Origin of the sequence: Bradyrhizobium zhanjiangense, from assembly GCF_004114935.1 — a bacterium.
Classification (GTDB): domain Bacteria; phylum Pseudomonadota; class Alphaproteobacteria; order Rhizobiales; family Xanthobacteraceae; genus Bradyrhizobium; species Bradyrhizobium zhanjiangense.
Window position 1 is genome coordinate 7,888,033 of sequence record NZ_CP022221.1, and the last position, 26,179, is coordinate 7,914,211.

The 26,179-nt window shown below is 64.9% G+C and carries 23 protein-coding genes and 1 other RNA gene; 13 read left to right on the plus strand and 11 right to left on the minus strand.

What is annotated here, in order from left to right; translation table 11 throughout:
* Positions 1–66: 66 nt before the first annotated feature.
* The 3 genes from XH85_RS37700 to XH85_RS37710 all read right to left on the minus strand — a co-directional run bounded on the left by XH85_RS37700 (position 67) and on the right by XH85_RS37710 (position 2,759).
* Positions 67–1,581, minus strand: coding sequence for a tripartite tricarboxylate transporter permease (locus XH85_RS37700; RefSeq protein WP_164939538.1), 1,515 nt, complete (start codon positions 1,579–1,581; stop codon positions 67–69).
* Positions 1,582–1,588: 7 nt separating this feature from the next.
* Positions 1,589–2,350 (minus strand): tripartite tricarboxylate transporter TctB family protein, encoded by a 762-nt coding sequence (locus XH85_RS37705; RefSeq protein ID WP_128935971.1) that lies wholly within the window; start codon positions 2,348–2,350, stop codon positions 1,589–1,591.
* A gap of 82 nt (positions 2,351–2,432) precedes the next feature.
* Positions 2,433–2,759 (minus strand): hypothetical protein, encoded by a 327-nt coding sequence (locus XH85_RS37710; RefSeq protein WP_245473529.1) that lies wholly within the window; start codon positions 2,757–2,759, stop codon positions 2,433–2,435.
* Between the two features lie 83 nt (positions 2,760–2,842).
* Between XH85_RS37710 and ssrA the strand changes: the two genes are divergently transcribed.
* The 10 genes from ssrA to XH85_RS37760 all read left to right on the plus strand — a co-directional run bounded on the left by ssrA (position 2,843) and on the right by XH85_RS37760 (position 10,924).
* Positions 2,843–3,209, plus strand: a transfer-messenger RNA (tmRNA) gene (gene ssrA, locus XH85_RS37715).
* 116 nt (positions 3,210–3,325) lie between these two features.
* Positions 3,326–3,844 (plus strand): SspB family protein, encoded by a 519-nt coding sequence (locus XH85_RS37720; RefSeq protein WP_091879040.1) that lies wholly within the window; start codon positions 3,326–3,328, stop codon positions 3,842–3,844.
* Positions 3,845–3,934: 90 nt separating this feature from the next.
* Positions 3,935–5,368 carry a class II fumarate hydratase gene (gene fumC / locus XH85_RS37725; protein WP_128935972.1) on the plus strand — a complete coding sequence of 478 codons (1,434 nt, stop codon included), beginning with the start codon at positions 3,935–3,937 and terminating at the stop codon, positions 5,366–5,368.
* A gap of 276 nt (positions 5,369–5,644) precedes the next feature.
* Entirely contained in the window at positions 5,645–5,833 is a 189-nt protein-coding gene (locus XH85_RS37730) for a DUF4169 family protein (RefSeq protein WP_091879047.1), read from the plus strand.
* Positions 5,830–6,081, plus strand: a complete 252-nt coding sequence (locus tag XH85_RS37735; RefSeq protein WP_084805126.1) for a ribbon-helix-helix domain-containing protein — start codon at positions 5,830–5,832, stop codon at positions 6,079–6,081. The genes XH85_RS37730 and XH85_RS37735 overlap by 4 nt, the downstream gene beginning before the upstream one ends.
* 115 nt (positions 6,082–6,196) lie before the next feature.
* A complete protein-coding gene (locus XH85_RS37740) occupies positions 6,197–6,472 on the plus strand; it encodes a FeoA family protein (protein ID WP_128935973.1) in 276 nt (91 codons plus the stop codon).
* A gap of 23 nt (positions 6,473–6,495) precedes the next feature.
* Entirely contained in the window at positions 6,496–8,367 is a 1,872-nt protein-coding gene (gene feoB, locus XH85_RS37745; protein WP_128935974.1) for a ferrous iron transporter B, read from the plus strand.
* Positions 8,368–8,672: 305 nt separating this feature from the next.
* Entirely contained in the window at positions 8,673–8,954 is a 282-nt protein-coding gene (locus XH85_RS37750; RefSeq protein WP_128935975.1) for a hypothetical protein, read from the plus strand.
* 126 nt (positions 8,955–9,080) lie between these two features.
* Positions 9,081–10,184 carry a calcium/proton exchanger gene (gene cax, locus XH85_RS37755; RefSeq protein ID WP_128935976.1) on the plus strand — a complete coding sequence of 368 codons (1,104 nt, stop codon included), beginning with the start codon at positions 9,081–9,083 and terminating at the stop codon, positions 10,182–10,184.
* Positions 10,185–10,426: 242 nt separating this feature from the next.
* Entirely contained in the window at positions 10,427–10,924 is a 498-nt protein-coding gene (locus tag XH85_RS37760) for a GNAT family N-acetyltransferase (protein ID WP_128935977.1), read from the plus strand.
* A 168-nt stretch (positions 10,925–11,092) separates the two neighbouring features.
* On the opposite strand, the gene XH85_RS37765 is transcribed toward XH85_RS37760, so the two are convergent.
* The 4 genes from XH85_RS37765 to XH85_RS37780 all read right to left on the minus strand — a co-directional run bounded on the left by XH85_RS37765 (position 11,093) and on the right by XH85_RS37780 (position 17,846).
* On the minus strand, positions 11,093–11,332 hold the full coding sequence (locus XH85_RS37765; RefSeq protein ID WP_100234818.1) for a hypothetical protein: 240 nt from the start codon (positions 11,330–11,332) through the stop codon (positions 11,093–11,095).
* A gap of 31 nt (positions 11,333–11,363) precedes the next feature.
* Positions 11,364–12,482, minus strand: a complete 1,119-nt coding sequence (locus XH85_RS37770; RefSeq protein ID WP_128935978.1) for a DUF2336 domain-containing protein — start codon at positions 12,480–12,482, stop codon at positions 11,364–11,366.
* A gap of 356 nt (positions 12,483–12,838) precedes the next feature.
* Complete coding sequence (locus XH85_RS37775; RefSeq protein ID WP_128935979.1) at positions 12,839–16,477, minus strand: AsmA family protein; 3,639 nt, start codon at positions 16,475–16,477, stop codon at positions 12,839–12,841.
* A gap of 142 nt (positions 16,478–16,619) precedes the next feature.
* Positions 16,620–17,846: a cytochrome P450 gene (locus tag XH85_RS37780; RefSeq protein WP_164940308.1), complete on the minus strand. Its 1,227-nt coding sequence runs from the start codon at positions 17,844–17,846 to the stop codon at positions 16,620–16,622.
* Positions 17,847–17,975: 129 nt separating this feature from the next.
* Between XH85_RS37780 and XH85_RS37785 the strand changes: the two genes are divergently transcribed.
* Positions 17,976–18,587: a TetR/AcrR family transcriptional regulator gene (locus XH85_RS37785; RefSeq protein ID WP_128935981.1), complete on the plus strand. Its 612-nt coding sequence runs from the start codon at positions 17,976–17,978 to the stop codon at positions 18,585–18,587.
* 81 nt (positions 18,588–18,668) lie between these two features.
* Here the strand turns inward: XH85_RS37785 and XH85_RS37790 are convergent, their stop codons facing one another.
* Both XH85_RS37790 and XH85_RS37795 read right to left on the minus strand, forming a co-directional pair.
* A complete protein-coding gene (locus tag XH85_RS37790) occupies positions 18,669–19,508 on the minus strand; it encodes a Crp/Fnr family transcriptional regulator (RefSeq protein WP_128937568.1) in 840 nt (279 codons plus the stop codon).
* A gap of 238 nt (positions 19,509–19,746) precedes the next feature.
* Positions 19,747–20,301: a MarR family winged helix-turn-helix transcriptional regulator gene (locus tag XH85_RS37795; RefSeq protein ID WP_245473509.1), complete on the minus strand. Its 555-nt coding sequence runs from the start codon at positions 20,299–20,301 to the stop codon at positions 19,747–19,749.
* A gap of 56 nt (positions 20,302–20,357) precedes the next feature.
* Between XH85_RS37795 and XH85_RS37800 the strand changes: the two genes are divergently transcribed.
* Together XH85_RS37800 and XH85_RS37805 are read left to right on the plus strand one after the other, a co-directional pair.
* On the plus strand, positions 20,358–21,254 hold the full coding sequence (locus tag XH85_RS37800) for an alpha/beta fold hydrolase (protein ID WP_128935982.1): 897 nt from the start codon (positions 20,358–20,360) through the stop codon (positions 21,252–21,254).
* Positions 21,255–22,085 carry an isocitrate lyase/PEP mutase family protein gene (locus XH85_RS37805; protein ID WP_128935983.1) on the plus strand — a complete coding sequence of 277 codons (831 nt, stop codon included), beginning with the start codon at positions 21,255–21,257 and terminating at the stop codon, positions 22,083–22,085. It abuts the gene before it with no gap.
* Between the two features lie 30 nt (positions 22,086–22,115).
* Here the strand turns inward: XH85_RS37805 and XH85_RS37810 are convergent, their stop codons facing one another.
* Both XH85_RS37810 and XH85_RS37815 read right to left on the minus strand, forming a co-directional pair.
* On the minus strand, positions 22,116–24,701 hold the full coding sequence (locus XH85_RS37810) for an EAL domain-containing protein (RefSeq protein WP_164940885.1): 2,586 nt from the start codon (positions 24,699–24,701) through the stop codon (positions 22,116–22,118).
* Positions 24,702–24,860: 159 nt separating this feature from the next.
* Positions 24,861–26,159, minus strand: coding sequence for an MFS transporter (locus tag XH85_RS37815; protein ID WP_128937570.1), 1,299 nt, complete (start codon positions 26,157–26,159; stop codon positions 24,861–24,863).
* Positions 26,160–26,179: the final 20 nt, after the last annotated feature.

The following is a 26,179-nucleotide window of genomic DNA, read 5'->3' on the forward strand; positions in this document are numbered from 1 at the left end:
CAAGTCGATTCGACTTCCGAATGCGGCGCGCCGACGCAGGGCGCGGCGCCGACGCAGGGCGGCGCCTCAGTTCTCGGACTCGGTGAACACCTCATCGCGCTTGGCGCGCAAGACCGGCAGCACCGTAAGGACAAGAAGAGTCGCCGCCACCGCGAGCAGCACTGCCGACAACGGACGCGTCAGGAACACGCTCCAGTCGCCGCGCGAGATCAGCAGCGCACGGCGCAGGTTCTCTTCCATCAGCGGTCCCAGCACCATGCCGAGCAGCAGGGGCGCCGGCTCGAAATCGTGCTTGATCAGCCAGTAACCGACGAGGCCGAACACACCCGCGAGGATGACGTCGACCGGCGCGTTGTTCACCGAATAGATGCCGATCGCGCAGAAGATCACGATCGAGGGAAACATCAGCCGGTACGGCACGCGCAGCAGCCGGACCCAGATTCCGACCAGCGGCAGATTGATGATGATCAGCATCAGATTGCCGATCCACATCGAGGCGATCATGCCCCAGACGAGATCCGGCTGCTTCTGCATCACCTGCGGACCCGGCACGATGCCGTGGATGGTCATCGCGCCCACCATCAGCGCCATCACCGCGTTCGGCGGGATGCCGAGGGTGAGCAGCGGGATGAAGGAGGTCTGCGCCGCGGCGTTGTTGGCACTCTCCGGCCCGGCCACGCCTTCAATCGCGCCGCGGCCGAACCGCGACGGGTTCTTGGCGAGCTTCTTCTCGAGCGTATAAGCCCCGAATGATGCGATGGTCGCACCGCCGCCGGGCAAGATGCCGAGGATCGAGCCGAGTACGGTGCCGCGCAGGATGGCGGGCGTCGAGTCGACCAGATCCTTCCTGGTCGGCATCAGACCTGTAATCTTCTGCTGCACGAGATCGCGGCTCATCTCGGCGCCAGCGTCGAGATTGCGGATGATCTCGGCAAAACCGAATACGCCCATCGCCACCGTCGCAAAGCCGAGGCCGTCGGCGAGTTCCGGAATGTTGAAGGCCATGCGCGAGGCGCCGGTCTCGATGTCCGAGCCGACCATCGAGAGCAACAGACCGAATACGATCATGGCGATCGCCTTCAGCACCGAGCCCTTGGCCAGCACCACCGCGAAGATCAGGCCGAGCACCATCAGCGAGAAATATTCGGCCGGGCCGAACGCCAGCGCGAGTTTCGTGAGCGGCGCGCCGAGGACGGCAATCAAGACGGTCGCGACGCAGCCGGCGAAGAACGAGCCGATCGCGGCGATCGCCAGCGCCGGGCCGGCGCGGCCTTGCCTCGCCATCTGGTGGCCGTCGATGGCGGTGACGACCGATGTCGCCTCACCGGGTATGTTGACCAGGATCGACGTGGTCGAGCCGCCGTACTGGGCGCCGTAATAGATGCCGGCGAGCATGATCAGCGCGCCGACTGGCGGCAATCCAAAGGTGATCGGCAGCAGCATCGCGACCGTTGCGATGGTGCCGATGCCCGGGAGCACGCCGACCAGCGTCCCGACCAGGGCGCCGATCAGGCACATCAGAAGGTTGATCGGGGAGAACGCGACGGCGAAGCCGTGAGCGAGGTTGGCAAAGATATCCATCACGCCCTCACTGGATCAGGAAACGCGGAAACATCGGCATCGGCAGCCCGAGCACGTATGGAAACAGGATCGCGCAACCAACCGTCAGGCAGGCGCCGACGATCGCCGCTTCAAGCCAGCGCGTCTCATTCGATCCGGTCGCCGCGATCATGAAGCTTAGGAAGGCCGTGACCACGAGGCCGAGGGGCCGGATCGCCAGCGCAAAGAAGAGGATCGCCGCCACCACAAACAGCGGTCCCCGCCAGGAGTAATGGGAAAGCGGGGCTCCCTCCGTCAGGAGGCCCGTCAAGGCGATGCCGGCGGACAAGGCGACCAGCAGGCCGCCGAACATGCGCGGCGCGGTCCCCGCGCCGAAGGAGAAGCCGCGCATGCCCTGCAAATCACTCGACGCCCATAGCGCGAACAGGGCGACCGCCATCAGGACGATGCCGCCGACATAGTCCTGCGCCGACCGGATCGTCATGAACAGCGTGAGGATCGCCACCACAAATAGCGGATAGGAATAGATCAGTGCCAGCAGCACCTCGGTCGACACCTTCTTGGCACCGCCACCGAGCGACCCGAAGATCGCGCTGGGCGCTCCGGCGAGCAGCGCCGTCGCGTGGCTGGTGACGACCGTTGCCGGGCCGCGGCCGGTGCCCCAGCCGAAGATCGTCCCGATCGACCAGATCAATTCGAAAATCTGCGGCGCAATCGCCAGCAGACAAAAACCGAGCGCCAGCTTTGTGTTTCGAGTGGCTGTCGCTGAGTGGCCCATCGTGTCGGCCATGCCTGTCTCCTCCGCGACCCGTAAGTCACGAGCACTGTTGTTCTAAATCGGCTGGAACTGGATCCCCCGCCCGGATCATTGCCTAGCGATTTTCATCACACAATGCCAGCAAAACCCAACAACCCCCAGCATGCAGGAACCAGAGTGGATTGATGCGCGAAACCGATGCGATCACCGCAACCATCGCGGTCAGGAGCAGTGCAGCAATTGTGCGATCGGTCGCAGGGCGCTCGCCGCCGTAGCCCATTAACGTCACGATAAGCACGTTCGCACCGGACGAGAGGTGCACGATCGCATAGGCGTCAGTGAACGGCTGTCGCTCATCCAGTGATGCACCTCGACCGCGATACGGTGCATCTCCGGCGCCGCCGCCGCGGTCTTGGACGGCCAGTGCTGAATCCGGGGACATGTCAGACGCTTAGGAACGAGGATCGCGCCACGGCCAAGACGGGCCCGAACTATCCAAAGGAACCGCAGCCAATTCGCTCGAAACCCCTGTTTTTCGAAAGCTTTGCGCCCTATATTGGGGATGCCGGTTCGCCGGCTATGGAAATAAACGGTCGTCGCAATAAACCATTCGGACCCGGGGGCGGTACCCGGCGCCTCCACCAAAGCCCACCCACGGGCAGGCCTAGAAGCGGGCTTTGGCGGGGGCGAAATAGGATCGACGAGGGCGTAAAGGGCGTACTTTTTCCCGGTATTGTTCCGCCGTTATCGGGCTACTGCAATAGTTGCCAACGACAACTTTGCTCCGGTTGCTCAGGCTGCGTAACGCAGTTTGAAAGACCACTCTAAAGTCCTAGCGGGTTAAGCTCCGCTAGGCGGGGTTCGGAGGCACCTGGCAACAGAAGCCTCCACTTTGCTTTTTGATTTCTTCCACGGCGGGGACTCCTGCTGACCCGTCAGGCGCGATACTATTGCGGCTTGGCGAGTCGGACCGGCAGGGTCCGGCTTCGGGGATGCAACAGGACCACCATGGCGACCGATCATATCCGATACGATGTGCTGGCCCGCGACGCGCTGCGCGGTGTGCTGCGCAAGGTGCTGACCGATGCCGCGGCCCATGGCCTGCCGGGTGAGCACCATTTCTTCATCACCTTCGTGTCGAAGGCCGAGGGCGTGAAGCTGTCGTCGCGGTTGCTCGCGCAATATCCGGAAGAGATGACGATCATCCTCCAGCACCAGTTCTGGGATCTGACCGTGCTCGAGGACCGGTTCGAGGTCGGCCTGTCCTTCGGCGGCATTCCAGAGCGACTGGTGGTGCCGTTCAGCGCCATCAAGAGCTTCCTCGATCCGTCCGTGAAATTCGGACTCCAGTTCGACACCTCCGACGTCGCCGAGGTGGCGCCCGAGAGTTTGCCGGCAGCACCCGCACCGTCGGCCGTCGCGGTCCCCGCGTCTGCCGCTGAGCCGGCGGAAAGCGCGGAGGAGCCGGCGGCCCCAAACCAGGGCGGCGCCGAAGTCGTGCGGCTCGATCGTTTCCGCAAGAAATGATCTAGGTTGGGCCCGCCCCCGTCGCACACGGCCAGACTCCCTATATAGAAGAGCATATCAAGAGGCCCGCGCGGCATTTCGCGCGGCGGAATGGATGTGCTCATGGCCAAAACTGCCCGCTCGAAGACTGCTCGCCCCGCCACCCGCACCGAGACCGACAGTTTTGGTCCGATCGAGGTCGCCGCCGACCGCTATTGGGGGGCGCAGACCGAGCGCTCGCGGCAGAATTTCCGCATCGGGACGGATCGCATGCCGATCTCGCTCGTGCATGCCCTCGGCATCGTCAAGCTCGCCGCAGCACAGTCCAACCGCGAGCTCGGCCTGCTCGACCAGCGCCGCGCCAATGCCATCATCCGTGCCGCGCGCGAGGTGATCGACGGCAGCCTCGACGATCATTTCCCGCTGGTGGTGTGGCAGACCGGCTCGGGCACCCAGACCAACATGAACCTCAACGAGGTCATCGCCAACCGTGCCAACGAGCTGCTCGGCGGCGAGCTCGGCACCAAGAAGCCGGTGCATCCCAACGATCACGTCAACATGAGCCAGTCGTCGAACGACTCTTTTCCCACGGCGATGCATATCGCGGCGGCGAGCCGCATCACTGCGGATCTCGTTCCTGCGCTCGGTGAGCTGCTCCGCGCGCTGCGCAAGAAAGAGAAGGAGTTCGCCAAAATCGTGAAGATCGGCCGGACCCACACCCAGGACGCGACGCCGCTGACGCTCGGCCAGGAGTTTTCCGGCTATGCCGCGCAGGTCGAGAGCGGCATCACCCGCCTCAAGGGCGCGGTGAAGGAGCTTTATCCGCTGGCGCAGGGCGGCACCGCCGTCGGCACCGGCCTCAACTCGAAGCCGCGCTTTGCAAAACTGTTCGCTAAGCACGTTGCCGGGATCACGAAGCTCCCCTTCACCAGCGCCGCCAACAAATTCGAGGCGCTGGCCTCGAACGATGCCTATGTGCTGGCGCACGGCGCCATCAATTCGCTGGCGACGGGCCTGTTCAAGATCGCCAACGACATCCGCCTGCTCGGATCCGGCCCGCGCTCAGGGCTAGGCGAACTGATCCTGCCGGAGAATGAGCCGGGCTCCTCGATCATGCCGGGCAAGGTCAATCCGACCCAGTGCGAGGCGATGACCATGGTCTGCTGCCAGGTGTTCGGCAATCACACCGCGATCACCGTCGCCGGCAGCCAGGGCCATTTCGAGCTCAACGTCTTCAAGCCCGTGCTGGCCTACAACATGCTGCACTCGATCCGCCTGATGGCGGACGCTGCGCGCTCCTTCACCGAACATTGCGTCAGCGGCATCCGCGCCGACGAGAAGCGCATCAAGGAGCTGATGCAGCGCTCGCTGATGCTGGTGACGGCGCTCGCGCCCAAAATCGGCTACGACAATGCGGCCAAGGTGGCCAAGACGGCGCATGCCAACGGAACCACGCTGAAGGAAGAGGCGCTGCGACTCGGCTTCGTCTCGGCGGATGAATTCGACCGCCTGGTACGCCCCGAGAAGATGACCAGCCCGGGATAAAATTCCGAATTCCGATAGCCATCCGTAGTGATACGGACGCCGGACCCGCAGAAATATAGGGCTTTGAGCGCGGGATTTGATTACCGTCAATGTTGCGGCGGGGCGGCGTGTTACGCAGCCCCTCTGCCCTTGACGGGGCTAATTCATCGTTTGATGGCCCGAGGGGCCGATTACGAGGACGAGCTAATGGCGATCAAGTCTTTTGGGGCGCAATGCGGCGCCCTGTTTCTGAATGTTTCATCCGGCGCAGAGAGGATCGGGTGATGGAGACACGGCATGGGGAACGTCATCAACCTGAATCGTTTCAGGAAGCGCGCCGAGCGGGAAGCCTCGGCGAAGCAGGCGGACGCCAACCGGGCGAAGTTCGGTCGCACGAAGGCGGAGCGGTCGGCGGCGGAGAAGCGGGCGGACCAGGCGAAGGAGCATCTGGACCAGCACCGGATCGATCGCGAGGAGCAGCCATGAAGTCGCCCGTCGTGAAACGATCGATCGTCGTCGCCGGCCACAAGACCAGCGTCAGCCTGGAAGAGGCGTTCTGGAACGGCATGAAGGAGATCTCGGGCCTGCGCAACATGACGCTGTCCGAGCTCGTCGGCGAGATCGACGGCGCCCGCCAGCAGGGCAATTTGTCCTCGGCGATCCGCCTGTTCGTTCTGGACTACTTCAAGAGCCGCGCCATGGCCGTCCAGCCGGAAAAGGTCCCGGCCCAGTAGCCGCCGGAGCGCTTTCCCGGAGCGCCCCGCGATCTGCACTTTAAAATCACTCTAAGGTGCAGCTTCGGCGGGCGAGCGCGCTTGACCTCAATGCCCTGCATTGAAAATACAGGGCATGACCGACACCAATGACATACGCCCGCACATGCCGCTGGGTCTGGCCCAGCGTGGCTATACCGGCGTCATCCAGCATCTGTCCGCCCGCGAGGCAGGCTCGGCGCTCTCGGACATCGAGCTCGAGAGCCGGCTGATCGAGCTCGGCTTCGTCGAGGGCGCCCAGGTCGAGGTCCTGCATGAGGGGCTGGTCGGACGCGACCCGATCGCCGTGCGGGTCGACAACATCACCATCGCGGTCCGTCGTCGCGAAGCCATGGCCATCATCGTCGCTTAGGTAGCGGCCGGATATTTTCTCCCATGGAATTACCCCTGCTGCATCTCGCCTTGGTGGGCACGCCAAACAGCGGCAAGACCTCGCTGTTCAATGCCCTGACCGGCAGCCGGCAGAAGGTCGCGAACTATCCGGGCGTCACGGTCGAGCGCAAGGAAGGCTTCTTCGTCACCCCGCTCGGCCGCCAGGTCTCCGTGGTCGACCTGCCCGGCACGTATTCGCTGCGCGGCCGCAGCCCGGACGAGGAGATCACCCGCGACTTCGTGCTCGGCAAGGCCTCCGGCGAGACAGTGCCCGATCTCGTGCTGTGCGTGGCCGACTCGACCAATCTGCGCCTGACCATCCGCCTGCTGCTCGAGCTCAAGCGCACGGGACGGCCGATGATCCTCGTGCTCAACATGTTCGACATCGCGACGCGTCGCGGCATCGATGTAGACGTGGAGCGGCTCGCCAAGGAGCTCGGCGTGCCCGTGGTCACCTCGATCGCGGTGCGCAAGGGCGGCACGGCCGATCTGCTGGCTCTGACCGACGAGATTGCGGCAAAACTCGCCGCCGAGCCCCAGGAGAACAGCTGGCGCGCGCTCAGCGTCAGCGAATTGCGCGCGACCCAGCGCGAGGCCGACCGCATCATCGCCGACTGCGTCAGCCTGCCTGCGAGCCCCGACACCTGGACCGCGCGGATCGACGCCGTCGTGCTGCATCCGGTCGCCGGCCTCATCGTGCTCGCGCTGATCCTGTTCGTGATGTTCCAGGCGGTGTTCGCCTGGGCGAAGCCGCTGATGGAGCTGCTGCAGTCCGGCTTCGATGTACTCGGCGGGTTCGTCCACGCCACCCTCCCCGACGGTCTGTTGCAGAGCTTCCTTCAGAACGGCGTGATCGCGGGCGTCGGCAGCGTCATCGTGTTCCTGCCGCAGATCATCATCATCTTCCTGTTCATCCTGCTCCTGGAAGATTTCGGCTACATGGCGCGCGCCGCGTTCCTGATGGACCGCATCATGGGCGGCGCCGGCCTGCACGGCCGTGCCTTCATTCCGCTGTTGTCGAGCTTTGCCTGCGCCATTCCCGGCATCATGGCAACGCGCGTCATCGACAACAAGCGCGACCGACTGACCACGATCCTGATCGCGCCGCTGATGACCTGCTCGGCGCGTATTCCGGTCTACACGCTGATCATCTCCGCCTTCATCCCGGCCAGGGACGTCTGGAGCTTCATCAACCTGCAAGGCCTCGTGATGTTCGGCCTCTATGCGGCCGGCATCACCAGCGCGCTTGTGGTCTCGTTCCTGATCAAATTCTTCATGCTGCGCGACTATGCGCCGGCGCCGTTCATGCTGGAGCTGCCGGACTACAAGATGCCGCGGCTGAAATCGATCGCGATCGGCATCTACACGCGCGCCAAGATGTTCTTGCAGCGTGCCGGCACCACGATCTTCTCGATGATGGTGCTGATCTGGTTCCTGGCCTCGTTTCCGCAGCCGCCGGTGGGCGCCACCGAGCCGGCGATCGACTTCAGCCTGGCTGCGATGATCGGCAAGGCGCTCGCGCCACTGCTCGCGCCCGTCGGCTTCAACTGGCAGATCGCGGTCGCCCTGATCCCCGGCATGGCGGCGCGCGAGGTCGCGGTCGCAGCGCTCGGCACCGTCTATGCGATCGAGGGCGGCAAGGAGGCGGCCGAGCAGATCGGCCAGGTGCTGGCGACGAAATGGTCGCTCGCGACCGCCCTGTCGATGCTGGCCTGGTACATCTTCGCCCCGCAATGCGCCTCCACCCTCGCCGTGATCCGGCGCGAGACCGGAAGCTGGGCCTGGATGGCCGTGACCTTCACCTACATGCTGGTGCTGGCCTATGCGGCGAGCCTCGTCACCTACAATGCCGCGGTCGCGCTAGGCGCGGGCTAAAGCCCGTTCCAAAACAAAAACTGCGAAAACAACCCCATGCACAGTAGACGGGGGTCGTGAAATCAATGGCTTACGCATGTGCGAACGTCATCCGACCGTCGATGGGGCAACTGGGCCAAAATTCGGAAAATCAGTTGACCCGTCGGGCAAAACACCGGCATGATGGCATCGTGGAAAGAAAGGCAAGATGCGCCCTCGGCGCGATGCTTGCGATCCCCTCGAACTACGACCGCATTGATTTCGGTCAATGGTCCACCTCACCGGCCTGTCACGCTTTCTCGTCGTCCTGCAAAGGGAGAGAGCACATGACTGGACATGCCAAGCTGATCGGACTGTTCGTCGCCGCCGCGCTGTTCACGGCAGCGCCTCTGTCGTTCCGCACCTCGCCGGTGGATGCGCTCGCCGTGTCCGTTGACACCGCCGAGGCCCGCGTCGGACGCCCGCTCACGCCCGGAAGCGTTGCTGGCGTCAATCGCAGGGTCCATCGGCGCGCCTACTATGGTGCAGCAGCGGCCGGAGCTGCAGCCTATGGTGCCTATGGCTATCGCCGGGCTTGTGGATATTACCCCTATCCGCCCTGCTATTGAGACGCGTGCGAGGCTCGTCGGATCGACGAACCTCGCGCCGGTTCGAGGGCCCGCAGGTCGTTGAGCCAGATCAATACCGGACCCATCTGCGGCGGCAGCGTCAGGCCTGACCGCGAAGGACGGACCATGCATTCGCTGCTCAAGGAAATCCGGCACAGCCCGCTTCTGTGGATGCTGGTCGTCGTGCCGGTGGTGATCGCGCTCGAGCACATCATGCCGGACGCGCATACGCTGCTGTTCGTGCTGGCCGTGATTGCCATCGTGCCGCTCGCGAGCCTGCTCAGCCACGCAACGGAGGCCGTGGCCGAGAAGACCGGTGATGCAGTCGGCGGGTTGTTGAATGCCACGCTTGGCAATCTCACGGAGCTCATCATCGCCGTCACGGCGTTGCAGGCCGGTCAATACATGCTGGTCAAAGCCTCGATCGCGGGTGCGATCGTGACCAACTCGCTCTTCATGCTGGGCGCATCGCTGTTTCTGGGCGGACTGAGGCATCGCGTGCAGGAGTACAACCGGGCGGGTGGCAGGCTCCATTCCGCGCTGCTGCTGATGGCCACGATCGCTCTGCTATCCCCTTCGGCCGTGGCCGACCTCAACTTTCCCGGACACGAGGCGACGGTGCAGCGCTTGAGCGTCGCCTTGGCGGTCCTGCTGATTGCGGCCTACGGTCTCAGCCTGCTGTTCTCGCTGAAGACGCACAAGGAGCTGTTTGCGAGCAGCGACCATGGCGAGAGCGGCGGACCGGCGCTACCGGTTGCGGTCGCCGTTCCGACACTGGGGATTGTCACGGTGCTGGTTGCGCTCGTGAGCGAGATTTTCGTCGAGTCGGTGCAGAAGGCTGCGGAAACGCTCGGCATGACCCCCGCATTCGTCGGATTCATCGTGGTTGCCCTGGTCGGCGCTGCGGCCGAAATGGCCGTGGCGTTTTCCGCGGCACGCCGGAACCGGCTCGACATGAGCGTGAGCATCGCGCTCGGAAGCGCATCCCAGATCGCCTTGTTCGTCGCACCCGTTCTCGTGTTGCTGAGCTATTTCGTCGGCCCGCAGCCCATGGACCTTCAATTCTGGCCGGGAGCCGTGACCATGGTCATGATCGCCGCCGTGGTGACTAGCTTCATCACCAACGGCGGACAATCTGCCTGGTTCGTCGGAGCGCTCCTGCTCTGCATCTACGCGATCTTCGCGATGACGCTCTACATGGTCCCACCCGGCTCGCACGGCCCGGTCTAGGCTATGGCCGCTTCCACCCATCATTGCGAGGAGTCCTTGCAACGAAGCAATGAAGACCATCTCCGCGGAAACAGCGTGGCAACGGAGTGTAGGACGCCGTCATCGCCCCCTGGCGAGCGGAATTGGAGCACACCGTAAATCCGGCGCGCCTACGTGTGTGTGAAGCACTTCACACGCTCCGGGAGTTTTCGTGCCCCGCTGGCGTGGTGACATCCGGTGCAAAATGCAGCTATCTGTCTGCAATGGATCACTTCAGCACCGACAGACTGACCGCCGAGAGGTTGAACGAAGATCACCTCGCCGACCTCGTCGCGCTGCATCTCGATGCCGAGGTGTCCCGCTATCTCGGCGGGGTGCGGGCGCCCGAGGTCACGAAGACCTATCTCGTCACCAACATGGCGCATTGGGACGAGCATGGCTTCGGGCTGTGGACGCTGCGATCGAAAGACGGGGCATTCGCCGGGCGGGCGGGAATCCGGCACATCCTCGTCGACGACGTCGACGAGATCGAGATTGCCTACGCGTTCAAGCGGGAATTCTGGGGCCAGGGATTTGCGAGCGAGATCGCGAGCGCGTTGACGGACATCGGGCTGTCACAGCTCGCACTGTCATCCCTCATCGGCGTCGTCTATGTCGGGAATGGCGCATCGCGCCGCGTGTTGGAGAAGTCGCACTATCTGCTGGAGCGGAACACGAACCGTCACGGCGAGGACGTCGTGATCTACCGCATCCGGCGGTGAGCAGGGACAACCACCGTCATTGCGAGCCAACGGGTCCGCGCGCAGCGCAGCCCGATGACGGGCTCCGCGAAGCAATCGAGACTGCCTGCTGCGGAAAGATTCTGGATTGCTTCGCTGCGCTCGCAATGACGGCGTGGAAGCAGCCGCTACCGACGCGACGGTCGAGCCTTACCTGAAATAGCCCAGCACGAGATCGACATCCGCGCTGCGTGCCACCGTGCCGTTCAGCTCAGCGTCGATGACGCGGCGGCAGGCTTCGATCGCGGCGTGGTCGCCGAGGTCGTTGGCGGCTTCCAGCACGAGCCAGGCGACGTCGACCGACGCCTTGTCCGGCGCACCGCCGCCGAGATCGGCGGCCGGCGACTTGTTGATCTTCTTGCGAACCGCGGTGCCGAATTGAGGCAACATTGCAGATACTCCCTTATCCTCAGTGTACCTGTCAGTGAACTTGGAGCTCGGGCTGACGGCCCGCATCGGCACCCGCGCTGTTCTTGCGCGACTGGTAGAACTTCAAGATGCTGCGCGAGGTCTCGATCTTGAGGCGGCCGTACTCACGCTCATTGTCCTGGAGCTCGCGCGCCGTGATCAGATGATCCTTGGCACCGAGGAACAGCAGCGACATGGTCGTGTCCCAGGAGAAATCGAGCGCCTTGCACAGCACCAGGATCATCTCGCGGTTGCGGTCCATCAGCGCGCGCTCGATCACGTCCACCGGCAGCGCCGACAGCAGCGACAGGCCGATCTGCACCTCGTCGAAGCGGTGCTGGCGCGCATAGTTCGAGATCGAATCCTGGTTGAGGTTGCCCTGGCGGTACTGCGTCGTCACCACGCGCTTGGCGACGAAATAGCTGCGTGAGGACGGACCGAACTTGGACTGAAGGTCGCCGGTGACCTCGGTCACCGAGCTCTGGATCTGCGCCATCATCTCGGGCCGCTCGGTCTCGAGGCGGCGGCGGACGTCTTCCGACGCCTTTGCGATCAGCTGCTGGAAGATGTGGCGCGGCACGTCCTTGCGCAGGCCGAGCTGCTCGGCGAGGATCGAGTCGCCCTCGGCGCGGCGCACCATGTGCAACAGGCCCGAGCCGGAGAAGCGCGCGCCCTCGTTTTTCGCAACCGACGTCACGACCTCCTGGTTGCCGCGCTTGACCAGCACGTCGGTCACGGCCTCGCCGATCGACTGGCGCTGGGCGATCGCGAGCAGATGCGCCTGGCCTTTGGTCATGGCGCTCTCGACCAGCATCTTCTCGTCGATACGCGTGGAGTCGCGCAGAACGGGGCCGGCGACCTCGATCTCGTCGTCGAGCGCGAGCTTTGCGATGACGTTGAACGGGGCGTGGTCGCACGCCGACATCACTTCCGAGAGCTGCACCCGCGCAGCAACCTCGATTTCGTCGGCGAGCCGCCCGATGACCTCGCCGAACGTGCTGATCTCGTCATCGCTGTAGCGGCCGGTGATCAGGATGTCGGTCGCATGCCACAACGCCTTCGCCCGGCTTTCGTCGGTGCCGCGCGCGATCGCGTCGTCCAGATCCTGTAGAAGCGTCTTCGCCCCGTTCATCTCGATAACCCCAGTTCTTGGTAGCGCTTCGGGAGCTGTCCCGCCGCTCGTGGCAGGACACCGAATTCCTCAGGAACCGACGCTAGAGATCAAACGCGAGAATTCAGTAAAATCGGCAAATCAGTTTTGCCGACCAAAATTCATTCAAATGCGAGGGAATGGGTTAACCGGCAGGCAACAAAGCAGATGCGCTCCCTATCCCGCTTGCGGGAGAGGCTGGGGAGAGGGTGCTTCCCCACCGGGATATTCCCCGTAGGAAAGAGCCCTCACCCGCCGCGCTCTTTGAGCGCGTCGACCTCTCCCGCAAGCGGGAGAGGTGGGCGAGTTCGCGGCCCAATCCGCGCAAACTGATCTGGCTACGGATTCTGCGGCGTCAGCACCAGCGGCGGTTTTGGCTTGGGCTTGGCGGGCGGCGGGCCCGGAGCCGGCTTCACGTCGATCGGCGGCGGCAGCGGCGCAAGCTGCTGGCTTGCGAGCGGTGGGCTCGGCGCGGCGGGGGCGGCGTGCGGGGCTTTCGGCGTCGGTGGTCCCTTTGACTTGGCCGGCGCGCGGCGCGGATCCGGCCCCGGCAGCGGCACATTGGCCGGCGCCGGCTCGGGCGCGGCATCGGGAGCGACCAGCGTCGGCAGCGCGGCGGTGGCGGGCGGCGGCTCGCCACGCTCGATCGCATCGAGCCGGCGGGTCTCGCGATCGATCGTGCGCACCGCGAGCCACGAGGACAGCGGCGCGAGATCGACGGTGCGGCTCAGCTTGTCGGGCGGGCCTGCCGCGAACAGCTGAATCTCCGGCGGAGCGCCGGAGAGCCCGGTCATGATCGGCGTCAGGCTGGCGCGGATGTCGGCCTGGTCGGCGGGAATGTCGTAGCCGCCGGAGACGATGGCGCGGGCGTTCTTCGCTTCCAGCGGCGTCGCGCCGACGCGCAGCCGCCCATCGCGGATCGTGAACGGGATCTGCGCCGAGGCCACCGCGATCGGGCCTGCCGACAGCGCAGGCTCGACCAGCTGCCGCAGCCTGTTGTCGTCGCTGACCTGGCCGCCGTCGCTGGCGCGGATGGCGATCTCGAACGCGCGGGGATTGAGGCCGGCAATCTCGGCGGAGTCGAGCGTCACCGTGCCGTTGCCGGCGAGCGCACCGGTCAGCGCCGCGACGCTGCGGCCTTGGCTCGTCAGCGCCATCTGCATCGAGGCGCGTCCCTTGGGCAGCGCGAGGTCGCGGTAGCGCAGCGTCGCTGCATCGACATTGCTGAGATCGATGCGCGCATTCAACGCCAGGCCATTGGCGCCGTTGCGCGCATCGAGACTTGCCGACATCTCGCCGCCGCCGATGCCGCCCTTGAGCGCATCGAGCGCGAGCGACTGGCCGTCGCCGCGGATCGTGCCCGCGAAGGGGCGCAGCTCGATGCCGCCGGGCAGCGTTCCGCGCAGCGCCTGGAAGGCGATGCGGCCGCGCCAGCCACCGATGAGCCCCGCATTCAGCGGCTCGCCGGCATCATGTCCGGCCGCGCCGATCGCCATCGCGAGCGTCGGCGCAACATCGAGCGAATCGAGGCCCACCTCGCCATCGACACTCCGTTCCTGATCCAGCGTCACCGCAAGATGACCGCGCAGATGCGAGCCTGAAACGGTGCTGTCGAGATCGTCGAAGATCAGCCGATTGCCGGACAGGCCAACGCGCGCGGACAGGTTGACGCTCTGCGCTGATTTGCCGGCGGAGCTGGTTCCGAACAGCGGCGCCAGATTGGCGTTGCGCACGCGCAGGTTCGCACTGCCCTTGGATGCCGACCAGTCAAAATTGCCTTGCGCATCCGCGTCCAGCCCGCCGCCGCTGAGTTTTGCACTCAATTGCAGCGGCTTCTGCCAGGTGCCAGTCAGCTTGCCTTCGAACTGCGAAGCGCCCTCACCTGCGGCCACGATGCGATCCAGACCGAGCAGCGCCACCAGTGCGCCGGCCTGCGGCGTCGATACTTTCGAATCGAGCGTGAAGTCGCTGTTGCGCAGGCGGTCGATGTCGATGCCGCTGACGGCGGCCACCGGCGTCTGCGCGGCCAGCGTCGCGGTCGCCTTGAGCTGCGGCGCGTCAAGATCGAACACAACGCGGGCGTTGCTGCGATCGGCATGCTCGGCGTTCTTGTCGAGGCTGAGGTCGAGCTTCAGGCGCGTCGCACCTGGCAATGCCGGCATGGCATCGAAGCGCGCATGCACCGCGGGCGCAAACGGCTCGATCAGCGCGGTCAGCTCGCGCAGCGAATTCGCTGACGACTTCAAGGCGAGCTTGCCGGTGGCATTCGTGCGATCAAAACTGCCGTTCGCCTCCGTGGTCACGCCGCTGGCCTGGCCGAACCGCAACTGTTCCAGCGACAGCGACGCCGGGCCGTAGCCGAGCTTTGCCATGAAGGGCCGCAGCTCCTGTCCTGCGGAGATGGCGCGGCCGATATTGAGCGAGAGCTTTGCCTCCTCCGGCCATTCGCCCTGCGGCCCGGCGAGCGCGCGCACAAAACTTGCAGCGGCGTCGAGGTCGAGACGGTCGGCCTTGAGTTCGGCATCGATCCGCGAGCCCTTGCTGGCGCCGGTCTGGACGAAGGCGATACGGCCTTCGACCGCGCCGCCCTCGATCTCGGCCTTCAGCCTGTCGATGGCGAGATGGTTGGCGGCAATCGTCACGTCGCCCGCAAGGCGCAGCGGCCGCGTGCTGCGGCGGTTGACCTCGCTGCGGCCCTGAAGCCAGGCCACCAGCGTGTCAGGATCGGACGACTCGACGTTGAGGCGGCCGCTAAAGCTGTCGGCGCCGGGAGCTGCGCCGTTGAGCGAGAGCTGCGTCATGCCCGGCGCACGCAGCTCGAGCCGCTGGAAGGTCCAGGACCGTCCGTCAGTCTGAAGCTCGGCGCTGATGTTCTGGAGCGGACGGCCACCGAGCATGATCTGGTCGGAGTTGAATTCGAACTGCGCCGGGATCGGCGCCTGCGGGATCGCGGCCAGCCCTGCGCGCAGCGCCGGTAGGACGCGCTGCGGATCGGCATCGTCCTTGGCAGCATCCTTGGCAGCATCCTTGGCCGTCAGCTTGTCGGCATCGACCTGCCGCGCCGAGAGCACCGCGCGCAGCAGCGGCGAGGCGCCGAATTTGAGGTCGCCGACACCGCCGAGCTTCAGCGCGGCGTCCTCGACGCCGTAGCTGGCCTCTATCTGGTCGAATTTGGCGCCGGCCGGATCGGCCTTGAGCTTGGTCGTGAGCTTCCAGGGCATCGGCCCAGCCTCGCCTGCTTTCTTTGTCGCGGGCACGGCGAGCGTCAGCGCGCCGTCGAATTTCGGCAAGCGGTTCTCGAAGGCGAGCACGCCTTCGAGATCGGCGAGGATGGCACGCTCGCCCGGATCGATGTTGAGATGGAGGCGGGTGGCGTTGCCGTCGGCGGTCGGGCCGGAGGAGATGCGGAAGGGATAGCGCACCCCATTGGCGGTGAAGCGGCCGTCCCCGCGCACCGAGCCCGCGAGCGAGCGCACGTCGCCGGAAAAGGCGATATCGCTCAGCTCCAGCGTCGAGCGGCTGGCGGCATCGTGCAGGGCGATGCGGCCGGTGAGATTGAGCCGCTCGATGGCGAGTGAGCCGAGATTGAAGGCGCCGCTCGCAGTGGACGGCAGATCGACCCGCCCGCGCGCGTCCAGGCCGAGATCGACCGCCATGCCGCCGACCGAAAGCTCCGTTGCACGCCATTCACCGCGCATGAGCGGGCCCAGGCTGAACTCGACGTCGAGCTTGTCGGCGCGCAGCCGGCCGAGATCGTTGTTGCCGCCGAAGGTGACCGAACGCAGCCGCAGCGTCGGCGCCGGCAACAGCCGTGCATCGAGCGCGCCCGCCACCCGCACCGGCACGCCGATGATCCGGCTGGCCTCCGCCTCGAACTGGGGCCTGAACTGGTTCCAGTCGATGAAGTAAGGCCCGATCAGCGCGGCCAAAAGCGCAATGATGAAGGCAATCGCCAATCCGAGCAGCGTCGTCTGCACGGGTCTCCCCTCGGCCAAAACGGCGCCCGGACCAGACCTTGCCCTGGGAAGGCTTCAGGCGGGCCGGAACAGCCCCTTATATAGGGGCAAGTGTGGCGAAGTCACAGCGACTGTTGCGCGCGGAGGTTAACGCTGAGCGCCCTCACCAGCTCGCCGGCAGCCGCGTCAGGCCGCGCAGCACGAAGGTCGGCCGCCACTGCGGGTTTACGACGTCGTCGATGCGCAAATCCGGCAGCCGGCGGAGCAGCGTCGCGATGGCGATCTCGGCCTCGATGCGCGCCAATTGGGCCCCCAGGCAGAAATGGATGCCGCCGCCGAACGACAGCGGCTTCACATTCTGGCGGGTGACGTCCAGCCGGTCGGGCCGGTCAGGATAGACCGCCGGATCGCGGTTGGCCGAGCCGAGCAGGCAGAGCACGGTCTCGCCCTTGGGGATCTTCACGCCGCCGAGATCGTCGATGTCCTCCAGCGCGACGCGCCCGGTCATCTGCACCGAGGAATCGTAGCGCAAAAATTCCTCGATCGCGCCCACCATCAACTCCGGTCGCGCCTTCAGGAGCGCGAGCTGGTCCGGATTGCGGTGGAGTGCCAAGAGGCCGTTGCCAATCAAATTGACGGTGGTCTCGTGGCCGGCACCGAACAAGAGGATGATGTTGGCGGTCAATTCCTCGTTGGTGAGCTTGTTGCCGTCCTCCTCGGCCTGCACGAGCTGGGTGATGAGATCGTCGCCGGGACTGCGGCGGCGCAGCTCGAACAGCTGCTGGAAATACATCTGCGCCATCAGGTTGCCGGCGTTGCCTTGGCTGATCTCCTCCGGCGAGAGCGGCACCGGGTCGAGCAGCCGCCCGCCGTCGCGCGAGCTCTTGTAGAAGGTTTCGCGGTGCTCCTCGGGGATGCCGAGCATGTCGCAGATGATGGTGACGGGCAGGCGGAAGGCGAAATCCTCGATCAGGTCCATGTGGCCGCGATCGATCACGGCGTCGATGGTCTGGTCGACGATTTCCTGGATGCGCGGGCGCATGTCCTCGACGCGGCGGGCGGTGAAGGCCTTCACGACCAGGCCCCGCAAGCGGGTGTGGTCAGGCGGATCGGCCTGCAGCATCCAGTGGCTCATGCTGCGGAACACGTCCATGATCTTTTCGCTATAGCGGCGCTTCGAGCGCTCGACGAAATCCTTGCCGAAACGCCTGTCGCGCAGCACGAGGCTGACCTCGGCGTGGCGGCTGGTGACGAACTGGCCGAACGGCGTCACATGGATCGGATCCATCGTGCGCAACCGGTCGTAATGCGGATAGGGATCGCGGATGAAGTCCGGCGACAGCGGGTTGAACAACGGATCGCCGTTCGCGCCTTGCACTTGCTCGTTCATGGTGACCTCAATCGGTTGCCGCATGATACGAATACGCAAGGCTGCCCCACAGCCCGGCGTAACCATCCCTTGGAATTATCAACTCGATACATTGTTGTATCGAGTTGCATTCTGCCCTAAGCTGCCGGGATGTCAAGGGTGAGAACCAGGCCGACCAGGGACGATACGCGCGACAGGCTGTTCGAGGCGGCCGCGCGCGTGTTCGAGGAAGACGGCATCGGCGGCGCCAGCATCGAGGCGATCGCGGCCGCGGCGGGCTTCACCCGCGGGGCGTTCTATTCCAACTTCAAGAGCAAGGACGAATTGATCATCGCCATGCTCGAGGACCATGTCGAGCAGTCGATCCGCCGCAACCTCGACATCCTCGCGCAGCACGACAATCTCGACGATTTCATCGCGGCACTGAAGACGATGGATCGCAGCAAGCAGGATCCGCTCGGCCGCTCGCCGCTGCTGCACATGGAGATGATCCTGTTCGTCGCGCGCGCCGAGAAGCGCCGCCCGGAGCTTGCCAAGCGCCTGCGCGCGCGGCGCAAGCTGATCGCCGACATCGTCGAGGCGACGTTGAAGAGCAACGGCCGCAATGACAGTCTGAACCCGCCCTGGATGGCCTCCGTCGTGCTCGCGCTCGAAGACGGTTTTCGCCTGCACCGGCTGATCGATCCCGAGACCACGCCGGCCGACAGCTTTCTGCGCGCGATCACGGATTTGCGGCGGAGGACGGGGTTGGCGTCGGGCTGAAAGCGGCTGGAGAGTTGTAGTGCCATTTTCGTCGCTGGCGTGCAGTCGAGCACTGCCAAGCGCGATTCCAGGCTCTGCTCTCTATTTTCCCGCCCGCGAAACGGCTCTGGATTCACCACTCGCTCCGTCGGAGGCGACGAAGGCGCTTTGCCGGAACGGCGGATGGGCAGGCTGCGGCACCGACAATTCCTGGCAATACATTCGATCGATGTTGTGCTGCATGAGCGCATAACAATCGCATGCGAGCTTCTCGAGCCGAGCGCGATCGATCTTGATGAGCCCGCGCCGGTCGTATGGGACGGCGCCGGCCTCGCGTAGCTTGTTCATCGTCAGAGTCACGGTCGTGCGCCGCACCCCGAGCAATTGCGCGAGCGCCTCCTGCGTCACCGGAAGAGGGTCGTCGGGAACGCGGTCGTGAAGCTGCAGCAGCCACCGTGCCAGGCGGCCATCCACCCGGTGCAGCGCGTTGCAAGCGGCGACGTGCTGGAGCTGCAATAACAGCGCGCGGGCGTGGACCTGCACGACATTCCTGATGGCCGCGCTTTGTGCATAGGCAGCCCTGAATTTGGCGGCGGAGATCAGCGACGCCGTGCCGGCCATGCGAGCAATCGCGGTCACGGATGAAAGCGACGGGCCGAGCACGGAAAACGATGCCAAAGCCCCTTCCCGTCCCATCAAGGTGGTTGCGACCGATTGCCCGTCCGGCATATCGAGCATGAAGGCGATTGCGCCGCTATGGGGAAAATAAACCGGGTCGAGCTCGTCGCCCGACCGCACCAGGACGGCATCGGCTTCGAACGAGACCTTCTGGAAGTAAGGCGTCAGCAGAGCGAGATCCGCAGGCGGCAACGCCGCCAGCAGCCGATTGCCGATGCCAGTGCGGTGGACGGTCGCGATGCTTTCCCGCGAACGAGCATCCATTGACCGACGGTATCCGTTGATTTCATCCACCATGATTATCCGAAATGCGATTGCCCCGACAAACTCATCCAAACAGAGCCATCAGGCGAGATCAAGCGCGGATAATTGCGGAGAGCTGACTGCATTCCTCGCCGCGAAATAGCGTCTTGCATACATCATACTATTTACGATCTTCGCCACCAGCGAGGTGCCCGCGAAGTAGGCTTCAGCTCGCGGCCGCCGCGTGCGCCGCCTTGCGCTAGCGGTCGCGCTTGCTCTTGTTCGTCGGCAACGGGCAATTGGTGCACACCCTGTCGTCGCACCTGCGGCAGATCGTGAAGCGGTCCATCTCGGAGGTGTCCTGCCTTGCCAGCAGGTCATGGATCAGCGTTCCCAGCCGTTTGGTTTCGGCCGGCGACAACACATCCAGGAGCGACGCAACGGCCGAAATCCGGGATGCCATCAGGTCATTCCGGGCCGCCGCGCCCGTGGCCGTCAGGTACAAGGCAATCTCGCGGCCGTCCTTTCCCGGCCTGCGTTCGACCAGCCGATCCGAAACCAGACGGTCGACCAGACGAACGGTTCCGGAATGCGACAGGCCAAGGATCCGCCGGAGCTTGTCGTTGGTCATGCCCTGGCCGTAGCCGATCACGACGAGTGCCGCGGGCGTCTCACCGCCGCGGCCTATGACCTCGCGCGCGCCCTGCTCGATACGATCCATGACGGCGAGCGAAAGCGCTCCCAGTAAATTCGCGATTCCGGTTTCCATGAATCGAACAATATGTGCGCTGCGCACAAAAAACAACTTGACCAAACATGTGCGCTACGCACATATTTGGTCAAGCGCAGACGATGACATGGAGAATGGCGATGAATGCCCGAGCCACCGCAGCTGCAAAGCCGAACACCGGCAGTGAACCCGTCCTGAAACACGTGCACGCCAATGGCCTGCGGTTCGCCTATCTCGAACAGGGGAGCGGACCGCTCGTCATGTTCTTGCATGGCTTTCCTGACAACGCCTGGTCCTATCGGAAGCAATTGCAGGTCTTCGCGGATGCTGGCTATCGGGCCGTCTCGCCGTTCTTGCGGGGCTATGCGCCGACCGAGATCCCGGCCGACGGAGTGTTCGATCCCATCGCACTCGGCCAGGATCTCGAAGCGCTCATCGCGGCGCTGAGCGACGACGGACAAGCACGGGTCGTCGGCATGGATTGGGGCGGCACTTCGACCTTTCAGGCCCTGGCCACGGCGCCGTCGGCGATCAAAGCCGCCGTGGTCATGAACACCGCACATCCGATCACATTTTCAAGCATCAGGAGGGATCCGGACCTCGTCCGATCCGTCTTTCATGTCTATTTTTTTCAGATGCCCGGCGCCGAGTCGGCGGTGAACATCGAGGGACTCCCCTTCGTCGACTACCTCTGGAAGCTGTGGTCACCGACATTCGACGATGTCGAGCATCTCCGTTCGATCAAGCAGACGCTCAGCTCTCCCGGCACCATGGCGGCGGCGCTCAAATACTACGGGGGCCTGACCGATGCAGGACATGCCGGCCGGCTGCCGATCAACGAGATGCATACGCCGACGCTGACGATCTATGGCAGCAACGATCCGACAGCGAGGTACTCGCTGAAGGAGGAGCCGCTCTTCAAGGGGCCGCACCAGCGGATTGTCCTGCCCGATGTCGGCCACTTCCCGCACCTTGAGCGGGAGGCCGAAGTCACCGGCCTGATCATGGACTGGTTCAGGACGCACGCACCCGACTGAATGCACATTTTCATTGGAGTGAGCACGAAGGACGCCAAGACACAGCAGCAATACGCCGAGACGTTTCGCGGGCTTCACAGGAAGGGGGATCCGCTCGTTCTGTTCAACGCCTGGGACGCCGCCACCGCCAAAACGATTGCAAAGACCTCTCCGGCCATAGCGACCAGCAGCGGGGCGGTCGCGTCTGCGCTCGGGTATGCGGACGGAGAAAATGTCCCGCTCGACATGGTCACAGGTCTGGTGTCGCGGATCACCGCGTCCGTGTCGGTTCCGGTCTCGATCGATCTGGAGGCAGGATATGGCGACACCCCGGAGGCCGCTGCGAAGTCGGCGAGCGAGGTGTTGAAAGCCGGCGCGGTCGGCATCAACATCGAAGACGGGCTATCGGGCGGAAAGCGGCAACTCGTCGGTCCCGAACGGCATGCAGCGAAGATCAAGGCGGTGCGGGATACTGCGCAAGAATTGGGAGTTCATCTCTTCATCAACGCGAGAACCGACCCGTTCCTGCAGAAAATTGGATCGCCGGATGAATGCCTGAATGAAGCGGCCAAGCGCGCGAAGGTCTATGCCGAGGCCGGCGCTGACGGGATTTTCGTGCCCGGCCTCAACGACCTCGCCTACATCGAGAAGCTCGTCCAACTCACGCCCTTGCCGGTCAACATCATGGTGACGCAAGGTGTTCCCGAAATCCGGGATCTTGCTCGCGTCGGCGTTCGGCGGGTGAGCCTTGGGCCGTGGCCCATGATGGCGGCGATGCGCATCATTGGACAGGCCGCGGCCTCGGTCGCCGCGAGCAGGCAATACGGCACGTTCCTGCAACCGAATGCCTGAGCCCGGACATTACCGGCCCAAAGCAACGCTCTATGCCGACCGCTTCGCCGCGCCGCGGTCCACTGACGCGATGTCGAATCGACCCAGCATCGCCCTCGCCTGCCCGGCGCAGTGCTCGATCACCCAGCGCTCGAAGGCGACGGGGGGAAGCGCGGAGGCGTAGAGGAAGCCTTGCACTACGTCGCAGCCGAGCTCGGCAAGCGTCCTGCGCTGGCCCTCGGTCTCGACGCCTTCGGCGACGACGGTCATGCCGAGGCCTTGGCCTACGCGCACCACCGCGGTGGCGATGGCGAGCGCGCCAGCGTCGTTCTCGATGTCGCGCATGAAACTGCGGTCGATCTTCAATTCGCGGATCGGCAGATGCACGAGCCGGCTGAGGCTGGAATGGCCGGTGCCGAAATCATCGACCGCGAGCCCGACGCCGAGCTCGCGGATCGCATTCATCGTCTCGAGCGCAGCAGCGCCGTCCTGCATGAACGCACCTTCGGTGATCTCGAGCATCAAGGCATTCGGCGGCAGCTCGTGTTCGGCGAGGATGTCCTTGAGCCGCGCAGCCAGCGTGACGTTGCGGAAATTGATCGGCGACAGGTTCACCGACACACTGGGAACGCTGAGTCCGGCGCGGCGCCAGTCCGCCAGCTGCCGACAGGCCTCGCGCACCGACCACAGGCCGATCTGCTCGATCAGGCCGCACTCCTCGGCAAGCGGAATGAACTTCGCCGGCGAGATGTCGCCGAGCACGGCATCGTGCCAGCGCGCCAGCGCCTCGACGCCGTGGATGGCGCCGTCGGAGCTGCGGATCTGCGGCTGGTAGCTGAGGCTCAGCGCGCCCTCGGCGATGGCGCGGCGCAGCGCTGCGATCAGCGCCAGCCGCTGCTCGGCAAGTAGGTTCATCTCGGCGCTGAACAGGCGATGGGTCGAGCGCCCGGCCTCCTTGGCCATGTACATGGCGGCATCAGCCTGCTGCATCAAAGTATCGATGTCGGTGGCAAGATCGGGATAGAGGCTGATGCCGATGCTGGCCGACATCGGCATCAGCTTCGATCCAAGCTTTAAGGGCGCGGCGAGCGCTTCGGTGATGCCGGCCGCGACGCGCTCGGCGCTCTCGGCATTGCGTTGCGGCAGCAGGATGACAAATTCGTCGCCGCCGAGCCGCCCCAACATATCTTCGGGCCCGATCTGCTCGCGCAGCCGCTGCGCGAGCTGGACCAGAAGCTCGTCGCCGGCGGCATGACCCAGCGTGTCGTTGACATCCTTGAAATGATCGACGTCGAGGAAGGCGAGCGCGACATGGCTGCCGGTCGGGCAGGCGTCGATCGCGGTGGTGATCAGGTGCCGCAGCTGCGCGCGGTTCGGCAGCCCGGTGAGGATGTCGTGATAGGCGAGCCGCGCGATCTCGGCGCGCGCCTCCTTGCGCTCGATCGCGAAGGCGCCGAGATTGACGCAGGCCTCGACGATGCGCCGGTGCCAGTTGCTCGGCGCGCGCGGCTCCCGATAGTAGAAGGCGAAGGTCGCAATGACGCGGCCGTCCTTGGCCTTGACCGGCGTCGACCAGCAGGCACGCAGCCCGATCGCGAGCGGCATCGCCTTGTAGCGCTGCCAGCGCGGATCGGTGTCGAGGTCGGTCGCCAGCACCGGCTCGCCGTGAAAGGCGGCGCTTCCGCAGGAGCCGACGTCGGGGCCGATGGCCACGCCGTCTAGCGCGCGGGAATAATCGTCGGGCAGGCTTGGGCCGCCGAGCGGATGGATCAGGCCGGCGGCATCGACGTGAAGCAGCGAACAGACGACGTCGGGCGCAATCTGCTCGACGCGGCGGCAGAGCCGGTCGGCGATCTCGCCGATCGGCACCTCGTCGGCGAGCGCGCCCATGATGAGTTGCTGGAGCGAGCGCAGCTGCTTGGTCTCGGTGATGTCCTCGAGCAGCGCGAAGATGTGCTTGACCCGGCCCTTCCTGTCGCGAAAGGCGTCAATCCGGGCGGCGACCCAGATCTCCTCGCCGTCCCTGGTGTAGATCAGGACCTCGGCTTCACCGCCCGGACCGCCCCTGATGAGGCGCCGTCCGATCCTCGTCAGCGCCTTGCGGTTGGTGTGACGGCCGGCCAGCAGGTCGGTTGCGCGCCGCCCCTCAGCTTCCGCGGCTGAATAGCCGAACAACGACGTGAACGCCGCATTGGTGTAGCGGATGTCGAGCTCGGTGTCGGTAATGAGCACGGCGCGGTTGGTCTGGTCCGAGACGGTGTCGAGCAGCGCGATGCGCGCGCGGCGTTCCGCTTCAGTGGTGACGTCGCGCGCGAACACGACGTGATGAGTCACGCCGCCGTTTGCAACGGACGAAAGCGAGATGGCGGTCCTGATCCGGCTGCCGTCATGCCGCGTGAGGCTGATCTCGTCGCGGAACTCCGCGATCGGGTCGGCGTGCAGGCATTTGAGAGTGAGGAGTTCGGCGTCGCGGCCGAGCACCTCAGCGCGCGCAAGCTTCCAGATCCGCTCCGCACCGGCGTTGAAATGCGTGATGCGACGCGCGCTGTCGACGATGATGATGGCATCGTCGGCGCGTTCGAGCGCAGCCAATAGTACGTCCGGCATTTCGGTCACTAGGCAATCGGAGGCAGACATCGTTGGAACCGGAGGGTATCGGAAGGAGCGGCAATCAACCGACGCTAACGCTCCGGTGGTGTGCAATATCTTTTTTGCATCCGGTCGCGTCCCACCAAGACGCGACGTGCTTAACGTTCCGCCAAGGAGACGACGGCAATGCGGTGCATGAGGAACCTGTCACGCACCTGTTTCGCTCTGAAGCTCGTGCAGCCGGCCGGCCACGGCCCGCACCTTGCGCGGCGCGGCCTGCCAGATCGAAAGCGCCGACAATCCGCTCACGATCATGGCGATTCCGAAGGCGAGCGTGTAGTCGCCGGCGCGATCGTAGAGAAAGCCGGTCACCCACGGACCGGCGGCACCGCCCGCCAGCGCGGCCAGCATGATCGTGCCAAAAATGCTGCCCTGGTGCCTTCCCTGAAAAATCTCGAACACCACGGCGCCCATGATCGAGGTGAGGCCGTAGCCGAGCGCGCCTTGCGTGAACACCATGATGTAGACCAGCCACAATGACGGCTGGAACTTCAGCGCCATCAGCGCCGCGAAGCAAATTGCAAAACCCGCACAGCTGATCGCCCACACCCATTCCCGCCCGATCCGGTCGGAGACATGGCCGAGCAGAATCTGGCCGGGAATGCCGAGCAGGCTGACGATGCCGAGCGCCCACACCGCGACGCCAGGGCTGAAACCGATGTCGAGCAGGAATTTGGTCTGGTGCACCTGCACCGCGTACCAGATGTACAGGCCGCAGAAATAGCCGAGCGCGATCCACCAGAATCGTGCAGTTGCGACGGCGCGCTTCAGCGTCCACTCGGTGTGGGCCCAGACGGGATCGACGACGTTGGAGACGGGCTTTGCCGCTCCCGCGGCCGGAGCAGCATCGCCGTCCGGCTGAAGGCCGACGTCCTCGGGGCGCTTGCGCAGCAGCAGATTGATCGGCGCCAGCACGATCACGACGAGCAGTCCCATCGCGGTGCAGGCGGTGCGCCAGCCGGTCTGCTCGATCATGTGCTGCACCCATGGCAGCAACGTCACCGAGCCAATGCCGACGCCGGCAAACGCGATGCCGATGGCGAAGCCGCGTTTGCGGATGAACCAGTTCGGCAAAAACAGCGACTGGCCGGAATAGCCGAGACACACCGAGCCGGCGCCGACCATGACGCCGATGGTGACATAGAGATGCCAGGGCGAGCTCGTGAGCGGTGCGAGCAGCAGGCCTCCACCCATCAGCACCACACCGAGCTCCATCACGGCGCGCGGGCCGGCGCGGTCCATCAACCGGCCGATCAGCGGGCTGACCACGCCCGACGCCACGAAGCCGAACGAGAAGGCGCCCGCGGTGATGCCGCGCTCCCAGCCGAATTCGGAGATGATGGGCGGAAAGAACAATGAAAAGGCGGTGCGTGCGTTGACGCCAATGGCCATGGTGACGAAGGTCACGGCGACCACGACCCAGCCGTAGAAGAATGGAAGCCGCATGTTATTTTGTTTCATCCCTG